At 63.0% G+C, this 20,109-nt stretch carries 17 protein-coding genes; 8 read left to right on the forward strand and 9 right to left on the reverse strand.

Going from position 1 to position 20,109, the window contains the following annotated elements; genetic code table 11:
* The first annotated feature begins 102 nt into the window (after positions 1–102).
* The 4 genes from OG817_RS00055 (at position 103) to OG817_RS00070 (ending at position 2,054) form a co-directional block, all read left to right on the forward strand.
* Positions 103–477: a hypothetical protein gene (locus OG817_RS00055; protein WP_406051328.1), complete on the forward strand. Its 375-nt coding sequence runs from the start codon at positions 103–105 to the stop codon at positions 475–477.
* The gene (locus tag OG817_RS00060; protein ID WP_406051329.1) at positions 477–713 is read left to right on the forward strand and encodes a hypothetical protein; all 237 of its coding nucleotides are present in this window, start codon (positions 477–479) and stop codon (positions 711–713) included. The genes OG817_RS00055 and OG817_RS00060 overlap by 1 nt, the downstream gene beginning before the upstream one ends.
* A gap of 83 nt (positions 714–796) precedes the next feature.
* On the forward strand, positions 797–1,264 hold the full coding sequence (locus OG817_RS00065) for a hypothetical protein (protein ID WP_406051330.1): 468 nt from the start codon (positions 797–799) through the stop codon (positions 1,262–1,264).
* A gap of 460 nt (positions 1,265–1,724) precedes the next feature.
* Positions 1,725–2,054, forward strand: a complete 330-nt coding sequence (locus OG817_RS00070; RefSeq protein ID WP_406051331.1) for a hypothetical protein — start codon at positions 1,725–1,727, stop codon at positions 2,052–2,054.
* A 375-nt stretch (positions 2,055–2,429) separates the two neighbouring features.
* On the opposite strand, the gene OG817_RS00075 is transcribed toward OG817_RS00070, so the two are convergent.
* Positions 2,430–3,311 (reverse strand): NgoMIV family type II restriction endonuclease, encoded by an 882-nt coding sequence (locus tag OG817_RS00075; RefSeq protein WP_406051332.1) that lies wholly within the window; start codon positions 3,309–3,311, stop codon positions 2,430–2,432.
* A 132-nt stretch (positions 3,312–3,443) separates the two neighbouring features.
* Between OG817_RS00075 and OG817_RS00080 the strand changes: the two genes are divergently transcribed.
* Positions 3,444–4,436 carry a NaeI family type II restriction endonuclease gene (locus tag OG817_RS00080; RefSeq protein ID WP_406051333.1) on the forward strand — a complete coding sequence of 331 codons (993 nt, stop codon included), beginning with the start codon at positions 3,444–3,446 and terminating at the stop codon, positions 4,434–4,436.
* Positions 4,437–4,469: 33 nt separating this feature from the next.
* Here OG817_RS00080 and OG817_RS00085 read toward each other — a convergent pair whose 3' ends face one another.
* On the reverse strand, positions 4,470–5,564 hold the full coding sequence (locus tag OG817_RS00085) for a DNA cytosine methyltransferase (protein WP_406051334.1): 1,095 nt from the start codon (positions 5,562–5,564) through the stop codon (positions 4,470–4,472).
* A 111-nt stretch (positions 5,565–5,675) separates the two neighbouring features.
* On the opposite strand from OG817_RS00085, the gene OG817_RS00090 reads away from it, so the two are divergent.
* Complete coding sequence (locus OG817_RS00090) at positions 5,676–6,074, forward strand: very short patch repair endonuclease (protein ID WP_406051335.1); 399 nt, start codon at positions 5,676–5,678, stop codon at positions 6,072–6,074.
* Positions 6,075–6,498: 424 nt separating this feature from the next.
* Here OG817_RS00090 and OG817_RS00095 read toward each other — a convergent pair whose 3' ends face one another.
* From OG817_RS00095 to OG817_RS00110, 4 genes are all read right to left on the reverse strand, one after another.
* Positions 6,499–7,332 carry a hypothetical protein gene (locus OG817_RS00095; protein ID WP_406051336.1) on the reverse strand — a complete coding sequence of 278 codons (834 nt, stop codon included), beginning with the start codon at positions 7,330–7,332 and terminating at the stop codon, positions 6,499–6,501.
* Between the two features lie 191 nt (positions 7,333–7,523).
* Complete coding sequence (locus tag OG817_RS00100; protein ID WP_406051338.1) at positions 7,524–10,451, reverse strand: Z1 domain-containing protein; 2,928 nt, start codon at positions 10,449–10,451, stop codon at positions 7,524–7,526.
* Positions 10,444–11,373 (reverse strand): PD-(D/E)XK motif protein, encoded by a 930-nt coding sequence (locus OG817_RS00105; protein ID WP_406051339.1) that lies wholly within the window; start codon positions 11,371–11,373, stop codon positions 10,444–10,446. Before OG817_RS00105 ends, OG817_RS00100 begins: the two co-directional genes overlap by 8 nt.
* A gap of 74 nt (positions 11,374–11,447) precedes the next feature.
* Positions 11,448–12,950, reverse strand: a complete 1,503-nt coding sequence (locus OG817_RS00110; RefSeq protein ID WP_406051340.1) for an ATP-binding protein — start codon at positions 12,948–12,950, stop codon at positions 11,448–11,450.
* Between the two features lie 775 nt (positions 12,951–13,725).
* On the opposite strand from OG817_RS00110, the gene OG817_RS00115 reads away from it, so the two are divergent.
* Entirely contained in the window at positions 13,726–14,280 is a 555-nt protein-coding gene (locus tag OG817_RS00115) for an NUDIX hydrolase (protein WP_406051341.1), read from the forward strand.
* Here the strand turns inward: OG817_RS00115 and OG817_RS00120 are convergent.
* The 3 genes from OG817_RS00120 to OG817_RS00130 form a co-directional block, all read right to left on the reverse strand.
* The gene (locus tag OG817_RS00120; RefSeq protein WP_406051342.1) at positions 14,274–15,488 is read right to left on the reverse strand and encodes a hypothetical protein; all 1,215 of its coding nucleotides are present in this window, start codon (positions 15,486–15,488) and stop codon (positions 14,274–14,276) included. The two genes, OG817_RS00115 and OG817_RS00120, sit on opposite strands and share 7 nt — an antisense overlap.
* A 986-nt stretch (positions 15,489–16,474) precedes the next feature.
* A complete protein-coding gene (locus OG817_RS00125) occupies positions 16,475–17,704 on the reverse strand; it encodes a hypothetical protein (protein WP_406051343.1) in 1,230 nt (409 codons plus the stop codon).
* Between the two features lie 420 nt (positions 17,705–18,124).
* A complete protein-coding gene (locus OG817_RS00130; RefSeq protein ID WP_406051345.1) occupies positions 18,125–18,742 on the reverse strand; it encodes a restriction endonuclease in 618 nt (205 codons plus the stop codon).
* Between the two features lie 417 nt (positions 18,743–19,159).
* On the opposite strand from OG817_RS00130, the gene OG817_RS00135 reads away from it, so the two are divergent.
* Entirely contained in the window at positions 19,160–19,498 is a 339-nt protein-coding gene (locus tag OG817_RS00135) for a hypothetical protein (protein WP_406051346.1), read from the forward strand.
* Positions 19,499–20,109: the final 611 nt, after the last annotated feature.

Below are 20,109 nucleotides of genomic sequence, written 5' to 3' on the forward strand. Positions count from 1 at the left end.
TCACGCTGTACAGCCCCAGCACATACAGCCCCAGCACAACAGCCCCAGCACATCGACAGTTTCGAACTAGAACATAGGTTCGATTAATGTCGTGATGAGGTCATGGTTGGACGGTTCAACGTGCGACCCGGTGACGGGGACAACGACTGGCAGGTGTGGGACAACGCGGTTAACGGGCACCGTGGCCGGTGCCCGAGCCAGGCCGAGGCGTTAGCCCTGGCCGCGGACCTGGAGTTGCAGTACACCGTCCACGGCCCCCGCGACCAGGCAACCGTCCGGCGGATAGACCCGCCCGTGCCGGTCGACGGCTGGATGCGCCACGTCGGGCAACTGGACGCCTGGATTAACGAAGGCGGCCGGTGGCTCGGACGAGTCTGGTGCCGCGACGGGCGGGTTTCCTTCCTCGATCAGGCCGACATCCGCCCCGTGACAAACGGCTCGCAACTGTCGGCCGGCGAAGAACAAGAAGCGCCCTGATGGCAGCGCTCCGGGAGCCAGTCATCGTCTTGGTCGGCGGCCCATGGGACCGGCAAGCCTTCTACGTGACCGACTGGGAAGACAGACGACAGGCCGCGCAGCGGATGGGACGGACCGCTGACGAGCTGTGCGGCTGCGCCCTCGCATACGCACCGGATGCACCCGGCAGCCTTCGCTGGAGCTGGACCGCCGGCGAGAACTGGCCGATGAACGCCGCAGCCCGAAACGCGGCCTGACTCGCGTATCTCTCCAGCCCATGCGACCTGCGTTGCGCGGTTGTGGATCGCGGACCGCGCTAAGAGACTGACCCACAGTTAGCTTGCCGAAGGCAACCGTGACAGGCACTGTGGTGAGATGGAGCTGGACCCGGTGCTGGAGCTGTAGGGCTGCCGCCCGAGCAGCTCACCGCTGCCCGCAACCAGCTCGCCAAGACGCTCCGCGACGCCGGCGACACCCGCGGCAACAGACGGAGGACGAGCTGCTCGACAGGCGACGCGCCGAGCTGCGGGAACGCCTGCGAGAAGTCGATGCCGATTACGAGTCTGCCGAGAAGGAACGCGCGGAGGCCGAGTCGCAGCTGGACGCCAACGAGCACCACATCGCCGACATTCAGACCGCGATCGAACGACTCACCGACGAGGTGGAACAATCCCGCCGCGAACTACGCCACGCCCAAAGCCGAACTCGCAAGCTCGAACGCGCCCTCAATCGTGCCGCCCGACTCGCCGCCGCAACACGCCGCCGCCGCGACGCGCAGCAACAGCGCCTCAAAGCATTCAACGCATGAGTACAGTCCAGGTCGATCTGGCGCAGCGCACAGCGCACGGGACGCCGCGAGTCCCCGGCCTGCCTGCCGACGGGGCCTCGCGCCTCGACGCCATGCGAGCGGCGGCTTCACCCACCTGTGGCTCTGGGCCTGGGAGTGGCGAACGCATCAGTCTGGCAAATCTGGCATTTGAACGGCTGTAGTTATCCACAGGCATCCTCTCAATGAGCACTGCAGAAGAAGGCACCATCGACCAGTGGCACGCTGACCGCGGATCGCGGCAGCCTGATTGCCGCTGGGTGAGCCAGCCACCGAAGTGCCTACGCCCGACGCACGGTCCAGCCTCGTACTGACAGCTCTCAACTCGCTTCATCGGCCGACTTCTGATCGGTTGACTTGGTGTATATACACCAATAGACTTGGTGTATATACACCAAGTCTATTCGGAGGGTTTCTGGTGAGCACGCCTAACCTTGTCCCCATGGATGTCTACCTCGACGACGCACCGGAGAACATCACGCCGGAACTCGCTCTCAAGGCTGAGCGGGTCCTTGAAGAGCGGTGGAACGGCTGGCTTCGTCCGCTGGCGACAGCGGACGCCTTCGGTGACTTCCTGTACGCGTGGCGCCGCAACGACCCCAACGGCGTGTGGGGACACGTGACAGAGGTCGGTGACTCCCTGATCTATCTGCGGCTCGACGACGACGAACCCGAGGAGTTCCGCCGCGTGGGGGAGACTGCTGACGGCACGTCGCTTTACGACCTCACCGGCTGGGTCTGGTTCGGCGCGGGCGAGAACGAGCAGGGATGAGGTCGGACCCGGCGCAGCCAGACGCGCGCAAGGGTGACAGGTCGGCAACGAAGATCCGGACCGTTCGGGTGTCGGACGATCTCTGGAATGCCGCGCAGGCTAGGGCCTCCGAAAAAGGCGAGAACCTCTCTGATGTGATCCGGCGAGCGCTTATCGTCTACTCCGGACTTCAGGATACGACCGGCGTCGTCGGCCGAACCGACCGGCGATAGCTGACTCACGACGAGATGGCACCGCGCCGTGGCGCTGAGCACGGCTGGCGGTAGAGGCCAAGTGCGTTCAGCCGATCTAGACTCGTCCCTCAGATCGTATGCCGGCACAGCGTTTGTGGGTGGGGCGTGTCGCCGGCCCTGCAATCTCCGATGACGGTCTTATTCACCGGTCTCGGTCTGGTTGTGAACGTCCATCTGGCAGGGCTACCACCTCCGACACGAGGTCGCTGTAATCCCTCAGCCTTCCTTGACCAATCATCCGCTCAAGGTCAGCCCGTGGCTTCCAGGTCTTCCGTCCCCGTGTCGCCTCAAGTTCCCGTGCGGCTGCGCGAAGTTCTGGCAGCGCGAGATGGTAGACGCAGTCGACGGAGCCAGAGCTGTAAGCGATGAGTCGCAACATCGCGGGTCGGGGTTCCATCGTCAGTACCGCATAGTGAGGCATGCGGCCTCTGCGAAGTCCGACAAGTTTCGAGCCTTGGGAGACGCAGTCTTGCGCCCTGTCTGTGCGCAGGGACCACTTCGACGATATGGCGACCAGCAGGCGCGGCGAGTTTTCGGGTTCGGCAACTGTGATGTCGACACGCAGCATCGACTCCTCAGGCACTGTGTCAACGAGTTGAAGCACCAGCTCGTGGTCGCGTTGGGATCGTCGCTCGGCCGCCAAGGCGCGCTCCAGCAATCCGCGTATTGTCGGATCGTCGATGGTCGGAGCCACGCGGGTGTACTCCTCGAGGAGCGACTCAGCCGGTCCCGTGTACGCGCGCGTGAAGTTGCGGAACACCGCCAGATGGGCGTACTGGGCGAATTCCAGTGCCCGCCGGGACGTCCCTACAACGAGGTCAGGACGTAGCGAACCCAAGTGCTCCACGGCACTTCGCTCCATCACGGACCCGACGCTCGACCGTTCAGGTGTCCCCAGCGCGACGCCGAGCTGTTTGAAGAGGGCATGCCCCAACTCAATCGACAATGGATCGTTGTTATCGGACGTGGAGGGGTTGCCATTCGGTCGATAGCCGCAGAGGTCGCCTGCGAAGGGGGCCGTCACATCGCCATCCTGCGGGATGAGGCGGAATGGTGCCACTCAGCGCCAGACCTGCTGGTAGGCCCCTTGGCGTGGTCAAATCGTGATCTCGCGGGGGCCGGCGCGAACCACCGCTCGACCTCTACCCTCGTCGCGATGACCGATGCCCAGTTGCCTCTGAGACTGGATGTGCCTGCACGCCGACGGCGAGGCAAGCCGGCGCCCGCGCCCGGCACGGTCTGCAAGAACGAGCGGGGACAGACCCACAGGATTGCGGCGCCCGGCGACGATGGGGAGCTGCAATCCGTCCTTGCTTGGCTTCGAGCCCAGGATGGTCTTCCCGAGCGGATCGGTGACGCGATCGAGGACGCGATCTACTACGTCTTGGACGGTTGGCGAACGTATCGGTTTGATTTCCTGGATGAGCGCGTCGACAGCGACGAGCGACGAAGTCTCGGCACGAAACTTCAGTACCACGTGATCGAGAGCCTCGAGCTTGAGAAGAAAAAGCATCCCGACACCGAGATCTGCGGCGTTGGTGTCGAGATCAAAGGCACGATCCGAAGCAATTGGGCGATCCCGACAGAGGGCCAGTGCGGCGTGACGATGTTGCATCGTGTCGACGTTGAGAAAGGTCGGCACAAGACATGGCTCATGCGTGCGCACCGCGCTTGGCTGAACGATGGGATGAATAAAGACGGGAAGCGGGGCATCCGAGTCCAAGCGCTCGAGGACTATGCGATTCCACTCTACGAGTGGCACAACCTGCGGCCGAATCCTCTCAGCCTGCTCACGGAAGCCCAACAGGCTGTCGTATTCGGCGAAGCTGGCCAGCAGGAACGCCTCAAGGCGCTGTTCAATGACCTGCCAGAGGTCGTAATTCCCCGCGCTGTAATCCTCACGGTGTGTGCGAACCGAACGGACCCCATACGCCGCGTCAGGGCGATTCGTCCTCAGATGCGAAGACAGGGACTCGCGCTTCTCTGTGGACAATGGGTTGCGCAACGAGAAATCGCGGGGCGACTCGGGTATGACCTTACCGGAGCAGCGTGGGTCGCCGTCCCGTGGAGCGCGTTCATGGGTTTCGGGGCGTGGACGCGAGCCGCCCTCGAGCAGATGGACCCGACTCACCGATGGGCATACCAATGAACGAGTGCCGGAGACGAGCCGATATAGTACGGGCTAAATGAGTGTCTTGACGTGCCGGGCGATGGAACTGGCAAGTCCGACTGGAACCGCGTTACCAATCTGCCGGGCGATGCCGATCTTGGTGCCGCACCACTCGAAATCCTCAGGGAACCCTTGTAGGCGGGCCGCTTCGTAATGCGTGATCGGGCGATTGACCCGGTGCTTTCCAGCCCGGTCCCACTGTGGGTGCAGGTACTGCCCCTTCTCGGGCTTGAAGAATTCCGTGCGGATCGTGTGTGACGGCATGTCCCAGCGCATCCGACCCATAACGTCTGTCGTTCCGGTCGGCTTCTCGCGCCAGCATCGGGGGAGAAGGTGATCCGGCACATCGAATCGCCCGCCACCCGGCGGAACATGGTCGTAACGCTCGAGCGACAGGGCGGTCGGGTTCCGACCGACATGAATATCTAGACCCTTGAACCGGCCGGGGACGACTTCACTGAAGAACTCGGCAGTGCTGGCTGGAAGTTCAGTAGTTGCGGGTCTTTCTGGCAGACCGTGGATGCGATCACGCGTGCCTACCCATGGCAGCAGGCCCGAGTCTTTCGGGTCGCGTGCGTGGGTAGCGGCCGGCAGTTCTATCTTGCCTATCCGCGAGCCGATGACGATCGTGCGCACTCGTCGCTGAGCGACACCGAAATCCGCCGCGTTGAGGTGACCGTAGGAGAGCTCGTAGTCCGCCAATGAGCCACCTGCTGCCTCGGCAAGCAGGAGTTGGAACTCCGAGGACTTCATGAAGCGGTCAACGTTTTCGATGATGAAAACCTTGGGACGCGCGGCCTTCACTACCCGCACGTACTCACGCCAAAGTTGATTGCGAGGATCGCCGATGTCCTTTGAGCCAAGGTTCGAGAAGCCCTGACAGGGCGGTCCACCGATCACCACGTCCACCTGGGGGATGTCGCCCTCGGGAAGTGTTGCGATGTCGCCGTAGAACGTGTGGCGCTCACCGAAGTTCGCGGCGTACGTCGCCGCCGCGTAGAGATCGAACTCAACCGCGAGGATCGGCCTGAACCCCTGTTCGACGAAGCCGGCAGTCATCCCCCCGCAGCCAGCGAAGAGGTCGATCGTCGTCAGCCGCCTAGTCACGGACGCCATCCTAAGGTGCCTTCCATAGTGATCAGCGACTGCCTCGCCGCTAGTGTCGAAGTTGTGTCCGAAGAACAGTCATGGGCCTCGTCGCCGAGTGTCAGGGCCAGCATGCGATCGAATCGGGGGCGAGACACAGGTCCCGAGTTGGCGCTGCGCCGTGAGTTGCACTCGCGTGGCTTGCGGTACTTCGTGAACAGACGTCCCGTGAAGGAGCTGAGACGCACGGCTGACCTGGTCTTTCCGAGGGCACGGGTTGCCGTGTTCGTCGATGGGTGCTTCTGGCATGGTTGTCCCGAACACCACACCGTCTCCAAGACGAATCCCGAGTACTGGGCAGATAAGGTCAAGGCCAATCGCGACCGCGACGCGGAAACGGTCCGGAGGCTGAACTCAGCTGGCTGGACTGTTCTGCGGCTCTGGGAGCACATGCCCGCTGCCGCCGCGGCGGATCGGGTCGAGGCTGCCGTCCGCGGCGGCCTGCCAGGCCCTGTGCCGCACGACTTGTGAGGTGTCCTCATTTCGTCGTCTCGGGCAGCGGGTCGAGGTCAGATTCCAAACCGAGTATCCATCTGCCCTCAGCAAAGTGAGTCTCGAACAAGCGTTCGGCGCGCGCGTCGGCGCCAAGATCGCTGACCTTGCAGAGCGACCGATCACGACGGCTACCCGCCCTCGAGCCATGGTTTGGGGCTGCGGGGAAGACTCCCACGTTGGCGGCTCCCTTCGGATGACCGACGCCAGCACATCCACGCTGGTCGTCATTCTCGAGCCAGACCTTACGGACCGGGTCGGACAGAATCGGAACATCACGGTCATCCCAAGGTCAGCACGGTTCCCGGCGCTGCTCGCTCGTCTCGAGCACGCCGTCGCGCTCACCCACCGCGTGCGGAGGTGCGCAGCGTGCGAGCCCGCGTCATGCTGCAGCGAGTCGGACTTACGGGCGGTGAAGCGCGCCGGTTCGGTCGACCCACCACACCTCGATTCCCGCGGCTTCCAGCGACCCAGCTGTTTCTGAATGAAGGTCTCGATATCGCGGGAAGTCGGGGAGGGCGATCACGCTGCGCCAAGCCGGCTCCTTGCTCCGTAGTCGCATCGCGGCAAGCACGGCTTGCGCATACCAGTGGCCGGCTTGGGTGCTTGGGCTTGTCCGCTTCTGCTCGCCTGCACGTGCGGGATTCGCGTAGGCGCGGCTCGGGAAACCCTTCACTTCGATGCCGATCGTCCGCCCATCCCGAGAAGCAATCACATCGACTCCGTGCTCCTTGGTAGCAGTGTTGGCGACGGACAGAATGCTCCAGCCGTCGGTCGCGAGGGCAGTGACCAGCATGGATTGAATGGTGGCTTCCGAATGCCATTCGCTCGCCGTCGGTCTCGTCCGCAGCGCGGCTTCTTGGGACGAAATCTCCTCTGACGTCGCGAGACCTGATGTGCCTGAGTCCGTGCCGCGTTCGATCCGAAAGAGCTCACCATCAGCTACTTCCTCGTCACCGCGGTCGCGGCGCCAGTCCACGATTTCGTCGAGAGTGGCTACCCGAAATAGTCCGCGATCGAGTCGGGTGAGGAACGGCTCCTTCTTCGAAAACTGGGATCGGTCGCCAACGTTCCAGCACGCGCCGCGGATATGCGTTCGAACTGTTCGATCATTCGCTTGCGAAGGCGCATGACGCCGAAACCACGAGAGCGCCTCCTGAGACGTGAAGGGTCCAGGCTGGGTCGCTGCGTACTCTCGCAATCGGTCCCAGACTGTCCACGATTCGTTCACGTTCACACGCCCAGACTGCCAGAGGTTGCGGGCGTCGAGGAGCCCACAGCCTCGGTCAGTCTCGCGCCGTTTCACCTCTACAGCTGGCGATCGAGGCCTTCGCCGAGCAGGTCCCTGGTTGCGAGGCGATCGCTACCACTCACTTGCGCTGATCCACGACGGATAGCACCTGCACGGAACCCAGTTCTGTTCGGCGATCACGACTCCGAGCTGCGCTTATCGACGGTATCGATGATCGCGGCGCTGCTGCGGCTGTTGTCGCGGGTGGTGAACGTGACGAGCCGGCCGTCGGGCGCATGTGCGTCACCCGGTGCGATCAGATGAAAGGCCATGATCACATCGTCAGGAGAGATCTCGTTGCTTGGATCGCCCAGTGCGGGATCCTTCTCGATCACGGGGTACACGACCATTGAGCCGCGCCTGGGCGCGACGAGGCGATCGGCTTCGGCGTCGCCGAGAGACTCGGTCAGCCCAGCGATGCGTTTCGCTGCGTGAAGGTGCTTCGGGTCACGGATTGCGCCGAAGTACGGCGGCCGGCGACGTTCACGCTTATAGAGGCTGAGCGGTCCATGGCCCAGGACCATACGGCGCTGCTCGTTCGCGCTGACGTGCTGCGGAAAGATGGCGGCCCAGTCGTGGAGTTGGTCGGGGCTCAACTTCCGAAGCCAGCGCAGATCGGGCGCGAAGTGATCCTTCGTGACCCAAGTCAGGGCGTCGAGGACGTCCAGAATCGCGGCATGGCTGACGATCGCAAGGTGCGCCTCGTAGGTCGATCTAGCGGATGCTTGGAATCGCGTGCGTTGATCGAGAGCCTCGAGCAGCGGTCGGAAGGCGAGGACGTTTTCGCGAATCGCCTTGGCTTTCTCGGGGTATCCGGTTGGTTCTATACCTACGCCAGGTGACCGTCGTTCGGTGAGGATGGCGTTGTACATCTTGTTCGCTGCTGTGGGTTTGAGCCAAGGCAGGTGCTGGGCGACGAGGGGCGGGATCTCCTTCGGCGTGATTTGCGGCCTGCCGTCGACGAGGTCGGCGTAGCGTCGCAGCTCCGCGCGGAAGTGTTCCTCATCGCGGCAGATGGCTTCGAAGCCCTCATAGAGCTCGGACGTGATGTAGAGCCGGACGAGATCGCGGAAGTTCCTCCTATACCCGAACCAACGACCCATCTGCATGAGCGTGTCGGCCTGCTTCGTGACGCGCCGGTAGTACGACACAGTCAGGCCTTCGACCGTGAAGCCTCGTGCAAGCTTGTTTCCTCCCACCAGGATTCGCCACACCGCCTGCTTGTCGAAGTCGAGGTCCTCGCCTTCAATTTGGTCGCTGTTGACGATCAGTACGGGGTTGCCGGTGGAGGCGATACGAGTCACCGCGTCGGAGATGTGAGGCGCGAGATCTTCGAAGGTCGGCGGAACCGGCGACCCGCCATTGAGCGCGCGCGACACCGGGAGGATGTCGGCCTCGAACAGCCGGCGTAAGCGTTCGTGACTCGAAGCCGAGTAGTAGCCGGCAGTCGTCCAGAGTCGCTTGATCCGCGCTGCCTGTTCGGTGTGCACGACCCTCTTCATGTTCTCGTGTACAAGCATCGTGTGATGCCTGAACGCAGGCACGCCCATCTTCTCCCGGTACACCTTGACTGCTCCGGCCAGCACGAATACGTCGATCGCCTGCAGGAGTGTTTGGTCGTCATCCGCCGGGTCCTCGGGAAGGAGCCGTACATGAGCTTTCTTACGCGAGTTGGAGGGCGTCCGCTCTGTCTCCGGAATCTCGGAGTCGATGTCGTGGAAGTCCACTGCTCCCATATAGTCCGTGGGACGGTCGAGCGAGATCAAGAAATCGCGCGGGAAGATGTCTTCGGCGTCGCTCGGGTCAATGAACACGTTCGCGAACGGTGTGGCGGTGTAGCCGACGTACTGTGCGCGTGGAAGGTCCTTGAGAATCTGAGAGATGAGTCTGTTGATCGCCGTACGCTGCTTCTGGTCCTCGGTCCACTTCTTCGGGTTGCTTGTGTTGACCGATGCCTGATCCGACTCGTCGTCGATGATCAACGCGGGAATCTCGCCCAACCGGGCGGTGATCTTGTGCAGATCCTGTACCAGCTTCTTGAGAACGGTCGCGTTCTTCTTCACAACCAGTAGCCGAGTGTCGCTTGGCAGAAGGTTCTCCGCGTCGTAAAACGGACGCGTGCGGTCTCGGCGTTCGAAGTCCAGCGCGGCGATGCCCTGCTTGAGGCTGCGGTAGTCGAACTGCTGGGTGGTCAAGCGGTGGATGTCCGGCTTCCCGACGTCGGAAGGGCGTACGGCATGCCGTATGAACTTGTCGTCGAGCCAATCCGGGTCGTCCTGATAATCAATTGAGTCGAGTGCCTCGTGATCGTCGGGATCGATGCCACGGAGAATGTTCTCGCGTCCTACGAGCTCCAAGTCGAGGCGCCGTTGGGTTTGGGCGCGCAGCAGATCGGTCGTCCCGGTGAGCACAATGATCAGCCGGTAACCGGCATCCACGGCCTTGGCCAAAACGCCGGTGAAGTTGGCAGTCTTGCCGCTTTGGACATACCCAACGACTAGCCCTTTGGCCTGGTACGCCTCGGCGCGCGTCGGATCGGAAAGCCGCTCGACGATGCGATCGGTCGAGACGTCCAAGGAGGCAACGGACTCGGCTGCCCAGCCACGTTGTTCGTGGAGGAAGCGACTGTAGTTCTTCCAGTAGAAGTCGCGCTCGTCGCGGATCGATTCGACGTACCACTGCTCCCACTGATCGGCGATGACAATCAGGCCGCTTCTGCCAGCCACCGGAAACAGCTCTGTGAAGACGCGGTCCGATTCGTCGTCGAGCTTGAGCCGGCGAACGACAACGCTCCGCCGCTCAGCGCTGTGGGGAGCAGTCTCCTCCGCCCAGCTGGCGGTTGCTTCAACTGCATCCCATGTCGCCAACTTGAGGTGGAGTGCCATGCGGAGCGCATCATTCGGGTTGGCGGTGCGGAGATGCTGGCGAAGTTGCTCGTCGCCCACGGTCACAGTTGGATCGATGCGGCTGGCGGTGAACGCGGCGGCGGGGTGCAGATCGTCGGGGCCGGTCTGGTCCATCATGGCGAGTGCTGCGAGGTACGCCTTGGCAAATGAGTCAGTCATCTGTGCCCCCTTGGGCCAGTGCGGCTGCCAGGAAATGTGGAACCGGCTGCTCTAGCCCTCGACCTGTGAGATCAACTCGGTAGCGGACTTCGGGTAGGTGCATGAGGTCGACGCCAGCCGAGTTGAGCAGCGAGGGCGTGATCCTTGGAAAGTCGTCAGTTATGGCTAGGGCGATCGAGTCGGTACGTTGGCGCCATCGATTGCGGCACGTCCGTACGTACACGTCACGCCAACCCGCTTGGTGCAGACACAGCTCGAGACGATCTCGTGCGGCGGCGGTCCCGGTGGCATCGCGCCCGGCCTGGATCAGGTCAGATAGCAAGAACCCGTCGTCGGGACCGGCCTTGGTCAGCTGATGCGACACGAGCCAGAGTGGTCGGCTGTCGGTTGGCACCAGTTGCGTCAGGGAGCTGATCCAGTGGCTTCGCCGCTCCGCGTTAGTGGTCTTGACTTCGATATCGATGCCTCGAAGACCGAAGTCGTGCTCTTCACCTGCTGGCCCCCTCCACCCTGCGAGAGCCTCAGCCACGTCGACGCCGCCGCGTTCGAGCCCAAGCAGTAGAAGCACTTCGCCTAGCAGACCCAGTTCGGCCTCGGTAGTGAGAGACTCACTCCGTTGTAGAAGCCGACCCAGAACACGGAGTGTGTCCGCAAGGGCCCGCGTCAGGTTCAAACCCTGCAGTTGAATGCGATCGGCTACGGCGCAGAGCACCGCATATGAGTCCACGAACAGCTGCTGGTCGGCGACGACGACCTCCAGATGGCGCCCCTCTGGCCGATGGACGGCCCTGACGAACACATGTTCTAACCCCGTGTCGTGGGGTTCCTCGCCTGGACCGGCGGGCGCCCGGAGTCCGATTTCGGATCGGTTGGGGTCGATGAAGAGAGAGACGAGTGGTTGGCCGGCGATCGGGTGTTCCATCGGCACACCGTGTTGCAGATACGCTTCGAAACTGTCAACGCTCAGATGCCGTTCGGCAGATTCAGTGGGACGCGTCACGAGTTCTCGCTCTTCGCCGCTGCAGTGAGGATCTCCTGCCAGAGATCGATGTTGTCCCTGTCTCGTGCCCCTAGATACTCCCCGCGGAACACGTCCTCGATAAGTAGGTAGAGCATGGCTTTGATGACGGGTGCGTCGTTCAGCCCGCCGCGACGGCCGCCGAGCAGCGCGAGTCTGTAGCGTTCGTTGATCCAGAGTGTGTTGGCCTCCCGATCGGCGTTGAAGAAGGAGTCGTTGTCGAATCGCTTCCAGCGAATGTCGATCGGCAGCTCCTGATCGAGCAGCGGGATCTCGTCCTCGATGGTGCGCCGAACAAGCGGAGCAAACCCTTTGCCTGGCGGCAACATGCTGCGGCGCGTGCGGCTACGTTGCCGCGACTCGCGAAACGCCTCCTCGGCCGTCTGAAGATAGTCGGCGAAGGAGACTCCGTCTGAGGACCGGGCCAGCTCGGCCAGTTGTGCGAACTCTGGACCGACGATCACGCGCGACTTCTCTGGGTTCATGCGGAAGAGTCCGACGATGTCGTCGTCGATCTCCACCTCGACCCTCGCCAGCTGCAGTCGCCGATCCGTCGCATGAATCCCGTGCCAGCCGCCGGCCTGCAGGAGGCGGTCGCGGCGATAGTAGTAGAGGCCCTGTCGATCCAGCGCAGACCCGGCGAGCGCGAACTGGGGAAGAGTCGACCGTCCTGGCCAGATGTGGCACCGGAAGACAATCTTCACGTCCTGATGGACAGCGACGAGCTCCTTCGGATAGCCGGATCTTCCGGATCGCAGGTAGCTGAACGGGTTGAGGGGTGTGACGACGAATCGCGGTCCCGGCCCAGTTTGGCTGACGTCCTCGACGTCGAGTGCTATCTCTACACGCCCCGTCTCTAGAAGTCGATGGAAGACAAGGCCGAGGTGATGGAGGACCGCGGAAGCGGTGCGCGTCACGAACTCCTCGACCCGTATGACGTCATCGGTGGCAGGAAACGCCGTCACACCATCCCAGCGAACGATGGTGCCGTTTCCGGACCACGGGATGCTCTCACCTCGGCTCAGCTCTTCCTCGGCAAACTGAGGGGGTACCTTGTCGCAGGCGAAACCATGTCTTTCGGCCCCAAGTGTCCACCGCCGCCCGACTGCGGAGCTTCCGGCTGCTCGCGACAGCACCGTGAGATTGCGGGCTTGGCTGAAGGAGGCCGCCTTGAGGCCGAGGCCGAACCTACCAAGGTCGTCGGAGCTGTACTCACGCTGGCCGCCGACAGTCATGGCGGTGTCGATGACTTCGGGGCTCATGCCGTGGCCGTTGTCGATGACGTAGAGGGCGCGGAGTCGGCCATGGTGACGGACAAGACGGATGAGAACATGCGTCGCTCCGGCGTCGATCGAGTTGTCCACCAGATCGGCAAGTGCCGTTTCCAGAGAGTGATTTCCGCCAAGCCCCTCGAGCGCTCGTGGATCCGGCGGCAGCTCCACTGTGCCGTCAGTCGGCACCTGGTCATGCCAGTCCGACATGCTTCCTCCTGTTCCCCCGAAGGCCTAGCCCATCGACCAGCTAACCGCTCGTCGGTTGCGGGGCCCGCGGCCCCACCTATTCCGGCCCCGCGCGCGAGCATACACCCTCTGTGACGACGAGAAACCCCGACAGCAATCGGGATTCTCGCCGGGATTGGCGGTGCGCCGGCGCCGAAGAGCGACCTGGACGTGTAGCCGCGCGAACCAAATCGGGTGGTCTTCAATGATCGAGGACGCACTCCCAGATGATCCGCGGGTAGGCGTCCGTTCGCTCATCGCTGACTCCTGTCCGTACCCGGTCGACAACGGGTCACCCTCGCCGTTGCCTTGTCGCATCCTTAACGAGAGGTCGCCCAGCGTGTTGTAAGAAGAGAGATCAACGGTCTTGCGGCTGCTGGTGGTGGCCGGGTTCTGGAGCAAGGCCTTCGCCTATTGATCCATGGGCGTCCGCAGGATCGAGATCCAGGTGGTGATGGTGTTCAGTCACGCTTCATTGTCTCGTCACGCCATACCTGGCAAGCCGTGGGAAGGGGCCGCTGTCCCGGCGGCCGACCAGTGCGGCTGGCCACGCCGGCAGTGGCGCGATCGATACGTCGACCGCACTCGCGGACTCGCGCTGTTTGGCGACCGACCCGGGCTGGCGAGGTATCCGCCGAAGGGCGGCCTATGCCGGGATGTCGACCGAGCCGAGCCGCGAGGTGCCGCCAGACACTGATGGCACGATCAGGCCGGGCGGGAAGCGGGGGCTGAGCTCGGGTCGGCTTAGGATCTGCGCATGTTGCCTAGGCCGGTGCCGATCGTTCGTCGGCGAGAGAACCTCGTTTTCTCGAACAAGTTCGGGGAGTTGTTCGACGACGAGGTGGAGGGTCCCTCGGGGGCCCCGGGGAACTATCTGCGCTGGCGGTGGACCAACCGGGGGATCGTCGTCGTGGGACGGAGCCCGTTGGGTACGTTGTTCATCTCGACCTATCGATACTCGCCCGGGCTGGCGTCGCTCGAGTTGCCGCGAGGCGGGTGGGAGGGCGGCGAGACTCTGCAGGAGGCGGCGCTCCGGGAGTTCGCCGAGGAGTCGGGGTACGCCGGAGACAAGGTGGTCGAGCGCGGCCAGCTCTACCCGGAGACGGGACTGATCGAGAACGCGGCCCAGGTCGTCGAGGTGTATGTCACCGATCCGGACCGGCTTGTCCCAGAGCCGCGAGCCGAGGTGATGGAGTCCGTGGCGGAGTCGGTCTGGCTGAGCGACGACGACGTCCTGCGCCGCATTGCCGACGGCACATTGCAGTGCTCGATCAGCATCGCCGCGTTCACGATGTGCAACCTGGCTCACTGAGGCGGTAGGACAAGCCGTTTCAGCAGGCCCGCCCCGCGACGGCGAGCCTCGACCTGCCGGCCGGCCGCGGCGTGCTCGGCGACACGACGGGCCTTACGGGCGTCGTTGATGTCTTTGCGCCACGAGGCCCCGAGCGAGATCAGCTGGACCAGCATCGACCACCGACCTGGAACACCCGACAGGACGTCCACGCCGAAGCAGACCCCAGCGTCGACTGCGGTGTACCTCATCGCCCGCCACCACCGAAGCCGCGCTGGCCGACGACTGATCTCCTTCAGCGCGGCCGCGTCACCACCCTCAGCCATCTCGATAGCAGAAAGCTCGAGCCGCCGGATCAGCTCCTCGAACGCCCACACGAGCTTCTCGAGGTCCGGGTGTGCCCCGACCTCGATCCGGGCGAGTTGCTCCTTAACTTCCTTACTTGCCTGCAGCTGAGCTGCTGCTTGTACGGCGGCCACAGGTAGCTTCGCAAGCGCCTCGGGACGAAGTACCCAGCACCCAATTTCGCCGACTTGCGTCGGCTCCTCCAGCGATACGTACCCGAAGGGGCTGCTCTTGCCCGTTGACGAGTCGGCGGTCGGCAGTTGCAGCGCGTTCGGCAAGCTCAACCGGTACTCGATCCCCACCAACTCGTCGACCAGCGCGCTGGTTCGGCCGCTGAACCCGACAAGGTGCTTGCGGAGCTCGTTGTAGTTCAGCTGCCCCTGGTCCTTGATCCAGCTCCGGACTCTAGACAGCTCACTGCGGTCCGCCGTAGAGCCAGTGATCGCCTCGGACAACCGGATCAGCGAGTTCGCCTTGAATTCTTCGGCGACCATCGGCTCGTCCCACTCCCACGCGTGGGCTTTCGCGACGTCATCGAGAAGCGCGGCGTACTTCGCCCGCGGCACGCCATGCACGCCCCTGTCAGCCTGACCGGCCCGGATCTCCGCGAAGGTCCGACCAGATCGCTTCGCGATCACGAGGTCGCCGTCGGCCAACAGCGGACGGATGTCGCTCGTCAGCGAGACCGTGCCTCGGGGTTTCTGGACCAGCGCGCGGAAGGCGGAGTTGTTCAGCGCCTGCGAGTCTCCGACAACCAGTCGTGGGGCGAAGAGCAGGTGCAGCATGAGGCAGGCGCGCAGCCTAGGCGCCGTTTTTGGTGAGCCTGCGTCATGCGGCTCGCTCTGCGTAAAATACGTCGACCTGACCGGCTCGATCGATACCATGTCCGACCACCCCCCCCGGCATATCGGGACAGCGAAGCTGCCGTTACGACACTGACTGGCCAAACTCGGGCCTGCCGCTTGCGCAGTCAGTAGTCGTCGGCTTCGATCGGCCAGTCGGAGTAGCGCTGCGCGAGTGCGGCGCGGACGATCGCGACCTCGGTGACCCCGTCGCCGAAGCGAACTAGGGCTGGCGTAGTCACGAGAACCGTCGCTGAGATAAGGCGTCCATGCAAGGTTCGGCGATGGACGTCTGCCAGCGCTACGAGGGCGATGAAGCTTAGGGCAGCCCATAAAAGAACTAGTCCTGGCACCCGGCGTATTACTCGTGCCGTCCCCTGGGGCCTCACAACACCTGCGCGTGAACCATCAGCCATTTGTCCCCCTCGAGCGTCGGTCGCATATCAACGCACGACCCACTAGCTCCATCTGGATTGGCCAGAAGATCGTTACGGCCGCACACTCCGAGGGGTGTTGAGAATCGATTGGTTCTCACAGCCTAGGGTGAGAGCGCCCGATCGCCCGATCTGACGTCAGCGGTGCCTAGATCGCAGGACCGGCCACCGGTTCCCAACGGCGGGTGGACGACAACCGACTGCGCTCGTACTGCGGTGAAGAAGTTGGATGGCGCCGTCACATGAGTCGGTGGCTGATGGTGTGGCCCGTTGGCCGTGCCACGCTCGTGGTGCGGATCGTGGAGCGAAGTGGTGTTGACTCATGCGGGATATGTTGCCGTGGTGCCAAGTGAATGATGACAAAGTTGCTGATAGAGGCCAGATGCGGCGGTGTCGTTCCTCCTCGTAATGAGAAGGTCATTCGTTTGATTCGACAGGCCGTGCTACAAATGGCATCCACTTCTGGTTGGTCGGTGGGTTGCGCCAGCCTGCCCTCACTCCGCTTCCGCGGTCGGGTGACGCCGATCGCAACCTGTCCCGGCGACGGTGTTGAAACCTCTGGGTCAGATGCCGCGAGCGGCTGAGGCGAATCTCCTACTCTACTTTCATGAGCATATTCAGTGAGTCTTCGCGAGCCTGAATCGCAGCCTTGCGAAAGCCCTCGGCGTTGCCACTGGATAAAAGGCGATCGTGGCGGAGCCAAGATCCCGGCGAAGTCAGGAATAGCTTCAAGATAGTCCTTGGGGTCTTCTTCAATGGCTCGTCCCAGGTTGCCTCTATCTTACGCCGGGTGGCACGTCGCTGATTGTCTGAACGAATAGCTGCTATGCATATTCCTATCACTATACCAAAGCAAAAAAGCCCGCCCAGAATGGTCTGTGCGACCTCGCCAATAGCGGTCTTGTTACTTTCATACCATGCGACTAGATCAAGCTCGACTTCGCGAGTTGCTACGTCTCTGATATCCGCCCAGATTGCCAAGCTGACGTAACCAACTACCACCAGGCTCACGAGGAATTTCACGAAATTCCAGAGGCTTTTAAGCGGAGCCGTCCTCGGGCGGCTTGCTGCCGAGCCGCTGCGGTCCACTGGTGCAGCCTCATGGTTGTCCGAGGGTGAGCTCGAGATCGGCCAGATCTTTCGCACTCCAGCAGGCTGGACCTTGGACCGGTAACTACTTGCCAGCAGCTTGATGGCGTAGCAGAAAACCTTGGTGTCTGGCCAGGACGCCGAGACTGAGAAATGTGGTTCGCCGTCAACTATCGCGCTCACTCTCATTGGTTCGTGGGGGCGAATCCTCTCGGGGGTGATCAATAGTGAGGCTGAATCGACAGCTAACCATAATTTGCACTCTGTGAAGCCACCAGAGAGCATTTCGTCGAAGGACGAGATGACTCGAGTGGGAGGGTTCGGCAAAACGGTGACCAGGAGGCCAGGGGTCAAAGCCTTGATCGGGGCTGTGTCTAGGCTCGTATCCGTGTCCAGGTCTGGATCCGTGTTCAAGTCCTGATTTGTGTTTAGGTCAAGATCGGCGGGGGGATCAGCGATTCCTTCCCCGAGGCGTGTTGCAGTGTTCTCAGGCTGCTGTGCCTCCGAAGGAGCAAGAAGCTCGATGACGATATCGACGACGACTGGATTGTCGCACCTAGCAATCGCGGTTCGAGTTGCATCGTCAAGTCGGAGGTCTAGTGAAGTATCCTTCTTGATCTCAAATGCTGCGGCACTCCAAACGATGAACTTCCGATTGAGGTAAACCTGTCGGCGTGCGTACCAAGTCGCCGCGCCCGCGAGCAAGATGGTTACTACTGTGACGAGAAGCCCCATTGGTCAGCCCCCTGATGTACAGGTCTCCGAGGGCGACAGAGTAGTCGCCCGGCGATGCTTCCTCGGGGATGCCGGGCGCATGTCTGCCCGGGGCGTGCATGCTCGAAGACGGTTGCTGCTGGGTAAGAGCCGAACAACCTGCAGGTGCGCAACGAGCGGTCAGCCTGTTGCGGCAAGGCGCGACGAGCCAGCATGCTCTCGCCAGTCGACGGAATGAGAAGGGCGAGCTTGACCAGGGCTGGCTTGACGAACCGAAACGGCGCGCTGGGTTGGCTCGATGGCACCAGCCGCCAGGCGGGTAGGAGGCTGGCAGCCCAGATCGGTGCGTTGTTATAGATCGCCGAACTGACGCAGGAGCTGCCTACCAGCAGCCCGCGATCGGGCAAGCTGGAGCGCTTCATTTGGCCGGCATCTCTGCCCTCAATCGTTTGAGGCGGGCGAAACTCCCAGCAACAGCTCGGCCACGTACTCGGGACCTTCCGTAGACATGAGCGTTGTCGCCAAACCTCCGGTGGCACCGGGGGAGTAGCAGTGGCCAACGAACGTCGGAGTGCCCCAGTTCGCGCCGTCCTCTCGAGTCGGGGGCGGAGTCCAATCCGGGGGCGGGACGCCCATCCTGTTCTCGTATGTGAAACGTCCTTCGGTCACCGTGACGAGTGCGATGCCGTGAGTCAGGGCGAACTTCAGGGCGCCCGACTGGTAGGGCGCCGTGGAGATCATGACGGCCTTGTGGGCGCCGACACTCAGCAGCTTCGAATGCAACTCCTGTACAAGGCCTCGCTTGATCGGGTTCTTGTGCAGCTTCGCTTCGACCAGAACCAGAAACTCCAAGCCTGCGAGCTGGTATCGCACCGTCGCATCGAAGTCGAAGCTGCCGTCGGTGCCCTGGATAGTCTCGCGTGGCTGCACAATCAGACCAGGTATGTGGATTTTGGCGCTGTCAAACAATGTCGTCACGAAGACTTCGAACTGTTCCGGCGTCATGTCTGGCGCGGGATACCGGGCGGTGACGCGGCTGACGGTCTCGTCTGTGGCCATGGCGCTTCCCCGATCGTGCCGGATCCTGACTTATGGCTCAAGGCGCGCCTTCGGCGCGCGGCCCGGGCGTGCGCATGCGGCCTCCGGCCGTTCACCGCCCCCGCCCGCTCGTGTCTTTCAGCAGAGCCAAGAGCAATGCCTCCGGCGGGGCCTCACGACTCCGGGATGACGGGTCGGAATCGGCCGGCGCTTTGGTCGGGGCCGGGGTGCGTCTTCCCGTCTGCCGCTCAGCCCAGTCAGGACCTATCAGGAGCCACCAGAGGGGCCAAGATCGTTCGTCCGGTAGGGCGCTCCATCTTGGCCTCTATGGCGTCTCCTGATCGCGCTACGCGTGGGCTGAACGGCAGACGGGAAGACACAAGTGGCGCTGCTCGTGGTCTGTGCCGTCACGGCGTCCGCGTACGGCACGCTGTGCCTGTGACGAGAACGCTGGAGGTCTGGCCCGACTACGGTCAGGGGCCGCTCTGGGATGAGCAGGGTAGGGCGGTCGACCTGGATGCGCTGGCCTTTCCGCCAGTACTGGTAGAGCGGATTCGCAACTGGCATGGCCGGTACGAGGAGGATCGCATCCCTGTCGACGGGCCAGGGGATCCAACTTGGCTGAGCGAGGGCCTGGAGCTGCTGACGAGCATCCGCAATTCGCTGCCTGACATCCGCGTTGTGGTCACTGAACCGTGGTGGGGCGAGGCGGAGAGCGGTGCCCGCGAGGCGTCCCCGAAGGACCCTGAACAGCCGTCAACGACCCCCGGCCACTGAGGACGATCACTGCTCAGGGTCGGGGGTCGTCGGCTGGTTGGGGCTCAGGGCAACGGACTCGTAATGAGAAGGTCACGATGACCCCAGTCCGACCCCAACGACTCCGTACGAGGTGCATCTGAAGGCACTGTTCCCTGCAACAGCCGGAGACGCGCAGCGTGGGTGACAGAGCCGTGCAGGCTCCTACGGATCAGAAGGTTGCCTGGTGCCACGGCCGGGGTGATGGTGGGCTTGATTTCCCGCCCGGAGCGATAGCTTCGCTGGGAGTGCGAGATGTCCTATGGCTGGACTTCGGCGTAGCTTCAGTCGAGCCCCGGCAGGTTTCGCTGCAAGGCCCGCCGCTGGGGATGCATCTGGGGATGAACTCGGGGCTGGTAGAGGCAACCAGAGTAATCTTCGAGCGCAGCAGAGTTGCCCAACGATGGCTCAGTTAAGCGCAGTTTAGATGGTCCAACGGCTTCCTAAACCATGTGCCGCAGGTTCGAATCCTGCCGGGGGCACCCACCAAACGTGCAGGTCAGCGGCTGATTGGGCGCAGAGAAGCCCATGAAGGACCGGCGGTCGTGGGGCCAAACGTGGGGCCGAAGTCGTGGCGACTCGTGTTGCCTGCA

The sequence above is a fragment of the Kribbella sp. NBC_00889 genome, assembly GCF_045207705.1.
GTDB lineage: Bacteria > Actinomycetota > Actinomycetes > Propionibacteriales > Kribbellaceae > Kribbella.